This is a genomic window from Cupriavidus sp. L7L, from assembly GCF_004353535.1.
Classification (GTDB): domain Bacteria; phylum Pseudomonadota; class Gammaproteobacteria; order Burkholderiales; family Burkholderiaceae; genus Cupriavidus; species Cupriavidus oxalaticus_A.
Map to the genome: position 1 here is coordinate 217,873 of NZ_SMNY01000006.1, position 7,958 is coordinate 225,830.

General features: G+C 68.2%; 4 protein-coding genes. 2 read left to right on the forward strand and 2 right to left on the reverse strand.

The genetic code is table 11. The features are described from left to right. Position 1: 1 nt before the first annotated feature. Together E1J61_RS06640 and E1J61_RS06645 are read left to right on the forward strand one after the other, a co-directional pair. A complete protein-coding gene (locus E1J61_RS06640) occupies positions 2-2,215 on the forward strand; it encodes a xanthine dehydrogenase family protein molybdopterin-binding subunit (protein ID WP_133093327.1) in 2,214 nt (737 codons plus the stop codon). A gap of 468 nt (positions 2,216-2,683) precedes the next feature. Then, positions 2,684-3,013: a DUF1484 family protein gene (locus E1J61_RS06645; RefSeq protein WP_133093328.1), complete on the forward strand. Its 330-nt coding sequence runs from the start codon at positions 2,684-2,686 to the stop codon at positions 3,011-3,013. Positions 3,014-3,539: 526 nt separating this feature from the next. Here E1J61_RS06645 and E1J61_RS06650 read toward each other — a convergent pair. Next, positions 3,540-6,932 carry an error-prone DNA polymerase gene (locus E1J61_RS06650; protein ID WP_133093329.1) on the reverse strand — a complete coding sequence of 1,131 codons (3,393 nt, stop codon included), beginning with the start codon at positions 6,930-6,932 and terminating at the stop codon, positions 3,540-3,542. Next, positions 6,929-7,958 (reverse strand): DNA polymerase Y family protein (locus E1J61_RS06655; RefSeq protein WP_133093330.1); only part of this gene is annotated, 1,030 nt, incomplete at its 5' end. The genes E1J61_RS06650 and E1J61_RS06655, both read right to left, overlap by 4 nt.

Here is a 7,958-nt window from a genome sequence, read left to right on the forward strand (position 1 = left end):
AATGAGCGTTACCGGCGCTCCCATCGACCGCACCGACGGCGTGCTCAAGGTCACCGGCCGCGCACGCTACACGGCCGACCATGTCCTGCCGGGACTGGTCCACGCGGTGATGGTCACCAGCACTATCCCGCATGGCAAGGTGGAATCGATCGACAGCGCCGCGTGCCAGCAGTTGCCCGGCGTCCGGCTGGTCATGACGCCCTTCAACGCGCCGAAGCTGCCCAGGGGCGGCAAGGCCGGGGCAGATACGCCGACCGCCGGACACGTAATGACGCTGCTGCAGGACACCGCGGTCCACTACAACAACCAGCCCATCGCCGTGGTCGTGGCCGATACGCTGGACCAGGCGCGCGATGCGGCGGCGCGGCTGGTGGTCCGCTACCGCGAGCAGCCGGCCGTGCTGGATTTCGCGCAGGCGCGCCTGCACGCCGCCAGGCCGCGGGGCGAAGACGCTGGCGAGGCCGACAGCCATCGCGGCGATGTCGACGCCGCGCTGCATTCAGCGAGCGCGACGGTCGACGCGGTTTACACCACGCCGATGGAGCACCACAACCCGATGGAACCGCATGCCACCATCGCCGCCTGGGACGACGACAACCTGACGCTGTACGACTCCACCCAGTACGTCAGCGGCGTGCGCAAGGCGGTAGCGGCCACGTTCGGCATCCCGGCCGGCAAGGTGCGCGTGCGCTGCCCCTTCGTCGGCGGCGGCTTCGGCTGCAAGGGTTCGATGTGGTCGCACGTGGTGCTGGCGGCCATGGCGGCGCGCGCGGCCGGCAGGCCGGTCAAGCTGGTAATCGAGCGCGTGCAGATGTTCGGGCCGGTGGGCGCGCGGCCTGTCACCGAACAGCGCGTACTCGCCGCTGCCGGCGGCGATGGCCGCCTGCAGGCGATGCGCCACGACGTCGTCGTCAGCAGCGCACAACTCGAGGAATGGCTCGAGACTTGCGCCGTGCTGACGCGCTCGCTCTACGCATGCCCCAACCTGCAAACCAGCCACCGGGTGGCCCGGCTGCAGGTCGGCACCATGACCTTCATGCGCGCGCCGGGCGAGGCGCCGGGAAGCTTCGCGTTGGAGTGCGCGCTGGATGAACTGGCCGATCGGCTCGGCATCGATCCGCTTGAGTTGCGCCTGCGCAACCACGCCGATACCGATCCGCACAAGCAGAAGCCCTTCTCCAGCAAATCGCTGCGCGAATGCTATCGCGTGGCGGCCGAGCGCTTTGATTGGTCGCGCCGCAATCCGAAGCCGCGTTCGATGCAGGCCGGCGGCAAGCTGGTGGGCCTGGGAATGGCCACCGCCACCTACCCTGCCAACCGTTCGGGCGCGAGCGCGCTGGCGCGCATCCTGCCGGACGGGACCGCGCTGGTGCGCAGCGGCTCGCAGGACCTTGGCACCGGCACCTATACCGTGATGACGCAGGTGGCGGCCGACGCGCTCGGCCTGCCGCTGGAGCGCGTGCGCTTTGAACTGGGCGATACGGATTTCCCGGAGGCGCCGGTCTCGGGCGGATCGCAGTCGGCAGCCAGCGTCGCGCCGGCGGTGCAGCAGGCCTGCGCCGCCGCGCGCGGCAAGCTGGTGGCGCTGGCCGTGGCCGATCCCGCCTCGCCGTTCTCCGGCGCTCGCCCGGATGACGTGGAGGTCGTGGACGGCTGGCTGCGGCTGCGCGGCGACCCGTCGCGCCGCGAGCCGGTCGGCGCCGCCGTCACGCGCGCCGGCGGCCAGCCTGTCGAGGCCCACGCCAGCGCCAGGCCGGGCGATGAGCGCAAGCAATACTCGATGCACGCCTTCGGCGCGGTCTTTGCCGAAGTGCATGTCGATCCCGACCTGGGCGAGGTCCGCGTGCATCGCGTGGCCGGCTGCTACGACGTGGGCCGCGTGCTGAACCGCAAGACAGCGCATAGCCAGCTGGTGGGCGGCATCGTCTGGGGCATCGGCATGGCGCTGCATGAGAAAAGCGAACTGGACCTCGCCACCGGCCGCGTGGCCAATGCCAACCTCGCCGAATACCATGTACCGGTCAGCGCCGACGTGGGGGAGATCGAGGTCGACATGCTGGACGGGCACGATCCGCATATCAATGCGCTGGGCACCAAGGGTATCGGTGAAATCGGCATCGTGGGGGTGGCCGCGGCCATTGCCAATGCTGTGTACCACGCGACTGGACGGCGTGTGCGTGACCTGCCGCTGACGCTTGACAAGTTGCTGGACTGACGTCGGGGCGCGGCAATTATAAAACTCGAGCATGCTGTCCATTGGCATGGGACGCGAGCCCTCGTGCCTGTCCCCGCCCGCTTGTTTGCTCCCCTCTCCCGCCTGCGGGAGAGGGGCCGGGGGAGAGGGCCCTGCAGCCGAAGAAATGCTTAAACGGCCTTCGTATGTCAAAATTCGTTTCCGCTTGGTCAGGCTCATTGACCGGTTAAGTGCGGGTGTTTGAGAATGGTTCGTCGCCAAGACAACAGCGACCAGGTTTAGCAGCCTGTCGAACACTCATCGAAGAGGGTTGCACATTCAGCCTTCTTCGGCATGCCTTCGCACGCCCTTTGCTCAATGGGCGAGCCTTGGCTGGGGAGCCTTTGGGCTCGCCGGTTTCCGAGTGTCCCGGTCTGCTAACCCTGCCCTGTGCTCGCCCACCCGATTAGCAGCGGACGGCGAGCCTCCATCTCTAACTCGGAGGTTGCCATGCAAAGCACCAGCCGGGCTCCAAAAGAGCCAACCCTCATCCAAGACCAAGCCGAGCTTGCGAGTAGCCGAGCCAAGGCTGATCGCGCCCTCGCCCGCCGGCTCGCCGGTACTGAACCGCCGTCATCGAGAAAGACCGTCACGATCGAGGAGCACATTGTCCAAGCTAGCGATGATCTTCTGCGGATTAGCGCTGGGTTTCAATCCGTCTTGACTTTGCTCGATTTGCAGAGCGATACCCGTGTCGACAGTATCGGCCTGCATGCGCTACTGTTGCCGCTCAAGCAACAGATCGACAAGAGCGTTGATCGGCTGCAAGCGCTTGTCTAGCGAGAGCTTGCAACGCTGATTCAAGGCAGGGTGTGCGAAGGGAGTTCCACTTCGTGGAGACTCTGGCCCTCTCCCCCGCCCCTCTCCCGCGCGCGGGAGAGGGGCGCAAACAAGCGGGCGGGGACAGGCACGAGGGCTCATCGGCGATAGCGTCAAGCGAGCGCAGCGAGGCGTTGCGTGCCAGAGCCCCTGACCTGAGATGCTGCCGGCGCGCAGCGCAGCCGTAGGCGTTCCTGCGATGACACACACAGCAGGGGCCACCCACAGCTCTGGGCTCGTTCAAACATCACGTCAATCCCAAGCCACCATGGCGCACCACGGCGTCAGGCAGTCCAGCCCTGCAACGAAGCAAAGCCCCGTACGAAAGCCGAAGCACACTACGATAAGAGTAGCCGCCCGCAGGGCAGTAAACGCGCTTTCTGGTGACTCTTTGTCGCTCGGACAAAGAGTTACCCGCCCTTTAGGGCGGAACGGGGAGCATCAAATATCCACCAGATGCAGGCCGCAGGCCAAAAAAACAAAAACCTCAATGAAAATCCCGACTCCCCACCATCAACCTCCCCAGCAAAGGACTAAGATCCACCAGTTCCTTAGCCACAAGGTGCCGCACGTCCCCCTGCCGCTGCCAGGTCCCCACTACCCCCAGCAACGTAGCCCCCAACACCTCCTTCCGCTGCCTTTCCACCAGATCCGGCCATAAGATCAGATTGACCGTACCAGTCTCATCCTCGATCGTCGCAAAAATAGTTCCACTGGCCGTAGCAGGCCGCTGCCGCACCGTGACAATCCCGCAAGCCCTCACCCGCCGCCCATTGCCACAGCGCTGCAGCTGACTCGCGGTAGCAAACCGCATCGCCTTCAACCTGTCCCGCAACAACGCCAGCGGATGCGACTTGAGCGAGAGCCCGAGGCTGGCGTAGTCCGCCGTCACATCCTCTCCCAGCCGCGGCGCAGGCAGCACGAGCGCATCTTCCGCCGGCGGCGCCTCGTACAGCAGATCGCGGTGCGCCGCATGCTCGGCCGCCGCGCGTGCCTGCCACCGCGCCTGCCGACGATGACCCGCAAGCGGCGCCAACGCGTCTGAAGCGGCCAGCACGTCGATATCATGCCGATCCAGCGCGGCACGCAGCGCCAGGTCTTCCACGCTGTCGAACGCACGCTGCGCACGCGCATCCTCGATCCGCCGCGCGGCCTCCTCGCGCATGCCCTTGGCGCGGCTCAGGCCGAGGCGCACGCGCGGATGCGTTTGCGCGGCATCGGCCTCCACCGGCTCCAGCGTGCTTTCCCACCGGCTCGACGTGACGTCCACCGGCAAGACCACCACATCATGCCGCTGCGCATCCTGCACCAGCTGCGACGGCGAATAGAATCCCATCGGCTGGCTGTTCAGCAGCGCGCACAGGAAAGCCGCCGGATGGTGGCATTTGAGCCACGAGCTGACATACACCAGCTTGGCAAAACTGGCCGCATGGCTCTCCGGGAAGCCGTATTCGCCAAACCCCTCGATCTGCTTGCAGATCGCCAGCGCAAACGATTCCGGATAGCCATTGCCGGTCAGCGCGCGCACCAGCGCGTCCTGGTGCTGGCGCAGATCGCCGCGCCGCCGCCACGCGGCCATCGAGCGCCGCAGCTGGTCGGCCTGTCCCGGCGAGAAACCGGCTGCGTCGATGGCCAGCTGCATCACCTGCTCCTGGAAGATCGGCACGCCCAGCGTGCGGCCCAGCACCTTCTCGATCACGGCGTTGAAGTAGACCGGCAGCTTCTTCGTCAAGCGGAACGCCTCGCGCCGCTTCAGGTAAGGGTGGACCATGCCGCCCTGGATCGGGCCGGGGCGCACGATCGCCACTTCCACCACCAGGTCGTAATACGCGCGTGGCTGCAATCGTGGCAGCATCGACTGCTGCGCGCGCGATTCGATCTGGAACACGCCGATGGTGTCGGCCTTGCAGATCATGTCGTAGGTTTCCGGGTCTTCCTTGGGGATGTCTTCCATGCGCGCAGGCAATCCCACACGCGTCTTGTCAGGGTTGGGAATCATCTCCAGCGCGCGCCGGATCGCCGACAGCATGCCCAGCGCCAGCACATCGACCTTGAGCAGGCCCAGCGATTCCAGATCATCCTTGTCCCACTGGATCACGCTGCGGTCCGCCATGGCCGCATTCTCGATCGGCACCAGCCGCGACAGCTTGTGGCGCGCAATCACGAAGCCACCCACGTGCTGCGACAGATGGCGCGGAAAGCCGCGCAGCTGCGCGGTCAGGCTGGCCCACTGCTGCACTGCCGGCGAGTCGGGATCGAGCCCGTAGCGCGCGATCTTCTCCACGAAGCCGGGGCCGTCCCACCAGGCCTGGCCCTTGACCACCTGCTCGACCACGCTGGCGTCGATGCCCAGCGCGCGGCCAACGTCGCGCAGCGCGCTGCGCGAACGGTAAGTGATCAGCGACGCCGCCAGCGCAGCACGGTGGCGGCCGTACTTCTGGTAGATGTACTGGATCACCTCCTCCCGCCGCTGGTGCTCGAAGTCGACGTCGATATCGGGCGGCTCATCGCGCTCGCGCGACAGGAAGCGGCCGAACAGCAGGTTGGCCTGCTCGGGACTGACCTCGGTCACATACAGGCAGAAGCACACCAGCGAGTTGGCGGCCGAACCGCGGCCCTGGCACAGGATGCCGTTGGCGCGGGCAAAGCGCACGATGTCGTGCACGGTGAGAAAGAAGGGCTCGTACTGTTTTTCCTCGATCAGCTGCAGCTCTTCCTCCAGTTGCTTTTCCCATTCCGGCTTCAGGCCATTGGGAAAACGTTCGGCCTTGCCGCGCTTCACTTCCTCGCGCAGGTAAGAGATCGGCGTGAAGCCCGGCGGCACCAGTTCCTCGGGATATTCATAACGCAGCATGCCCAGCGAGAAATCACACTGCGCGGCAATCTTCAGCGTCTGCGCCAGCGCATCGCGCGGGTACAGGCGCGACAGCACCTGGCGCATGCGCAGGTGCTGCTCGGCATTGGGCGCCAGCGCCATGCCGCATTCGGCCAGCGGCTGGCCGAGCCGGATCGCGGTCATCACGTCCGACAGCGGCTTGCGCGAGCGCACGTGCATGGTGACCGCGCCGGCGGCGGCCAGCGGCACGCCGGTCTGCGCCGACACGGCTTCCAGGCGCGCGCGGTGCAAGCCGTCGGCATGGCCTTGCAGCAGCTCCAGTGCGATCCATGCGCGCTCGCCGAAGACGTCGCGGCACCACTGCGCCTGTTCGCGCAGCTGTTCGGGATCGGCGCAATAGTCGGGCAGCAGCAGCGCCAGGCAGCCCGGCATGCCGCGCAGGTGGGCTTCGTCGCCGGTCGGCGCGGCGATGTCCTCGGGGTGCAACCGGTAGCTGCCCTTCTGCGCGCGGCGGCGGCCCAGCGTGATCAATTCGGACAGGTTGCCGAAACCGTCGCGGTGCCGGGCGATCAGCACCAGCCGCAGCGGCGGGCGGTCGGGGCGTTCGGAGCCATCGGCCGGCGGCAGGCTGAAGCGGCTGCCGATCAGCAACGCGAAGCCGTCGGCGGCGGCGGCCAGCGCCTGCAACCGCTGGTGGCGGCTGGCGTGCGCGGCAGGGTCGTCCTCGCCGGTATCGGCGTCGCCTTCGGGATCGAGCAGCGGCTCGTCGATGTCCGCCTCCGCGCCGCGCGCCGCGCTGCGTGTCACCGCGTCGTGCAGGCGCTTGCGCAGCGTCTGGATCGCATCGTGCGCGCGCGCGGTGCCGGCCACCGAGCATTCATCCGTCAGCGCCAGCCCGCGGTAGCCCAGGCCGAAGGCGCGTTCGATCAGCTCGCCCGGGTGCGAGGCGCCGGTGAGGAAGCTGAAGTTGGAGATGCAGTGCAGCTCCACGTAGTCCGGAAGCGCCGGCAGCAGGCCGGGCAGCGAAGGGATCACCGGCGTCATGCGAACAGCCCGTGCAGGAACCAGCGGTACTCGCTGCCCTCGTCCGCGCCATGGCCGGGGCGCTCGCGATAGATCCAGCAGCGCAGGCCGTCGGCGCGCTCGGCGATGAAGTAATCGCGCGTGGCTAATGCACCGTCCCACCAGCCGGCCTCGATGCGCTCGGGCCGGCTCAGCAGCGCCAGCGGCCCGCCGTGGCTGGGGCGGTGCTGCTGCACCGGCAGCGGCAGCGGTTGCGGCAGCAGCCACAGCGGGCGCTCCGGCAGCGGGCCGGGCATGCCGCCAGCCTTGCCACCGGGCTGCGGTTCGTCGACCGGCACCCAGCGGTTGGCGCGCTCGGGACGGTGGTCGGCCAAGGGCCGCGGCTGCAGCACGTTGTCACGGCCCAGCCGCGCCATCAGCGTATCGAGCAGGCGGCCCAGGTCTTCCGGCGAGCCGCCGGGCTCTGGGAACAGCGCGTCGCTCTGCGGCACGCAGGCCTGCATCGCTTCCACGCGCAGCGCCAGGCCGGTGACCGGGGCGTGGAAGTTGAGCTTGTCGAGCTTTTCGCGCAGCAGCCGCGACAGGTGCGCGGGATCGCGGCTGGGCTGGGCGAGGCCGAGCGCGACCGGCGTCCCTTCGGTATCGACGCCGCGCCGGTAGCGCTCATGCTCCAGCACCAGCGCGCAGCGCGTGACGCCGGCCTGCAGCAGCGCCAGCCAGCCGGCCAGCGCCAGCAGCAGGCGCTGCGCGCCGGCCAGCACGCCTTCGGCGGATTCGATGCGCCCGGGCAGGTCCATGCGCTGCGCGAACGTGGGCGGCGCCGCGTACCAGGCAAAGCGCGCCGGGGCCTCGCCATAGGCCTGGTCCAGCCGCGCCAGCAGCGCCGGGCCCAGCCGCCGGGTCAGGCCGGCGCGCGGCAGGCGCCGCACCTCGCCCAGCGTGCGGCAGCCGATGCCGTCGAGCCAGGCCGGGTCGGCCAGCGTGTGCAGCGCCTCGACCGGCAGGCGGTCGAGCAGCCGGTGCAGCCGCGCCATGCCCACCGCCCGG

Bases quoted from the DNA above. Each gene is read 5' to 3' on its own strand.
- E1J61_RS06650 (WP_133093329.1), bottom strand. From the start codon at position 6,932: ATGACGCCGGTGATCCCTTCGCTGCCCGGCCTGCTGCCGGCGCTTCCG.
- E1J61_RS06640 (WP_133093327.1), top strand. From the start codon at position 2: ATGAGCGTTACCGGCGCTCCCATCGACCGCACCGACGGCGTGCTCAAG.
- E1J61_RS06645 (WP_133093328.1), top strand. From the start codon at position 2,684: ATGCAAAGCACCAGCCGGGCTCCAAAAGAGCCAACCCTCATCCAAGAC.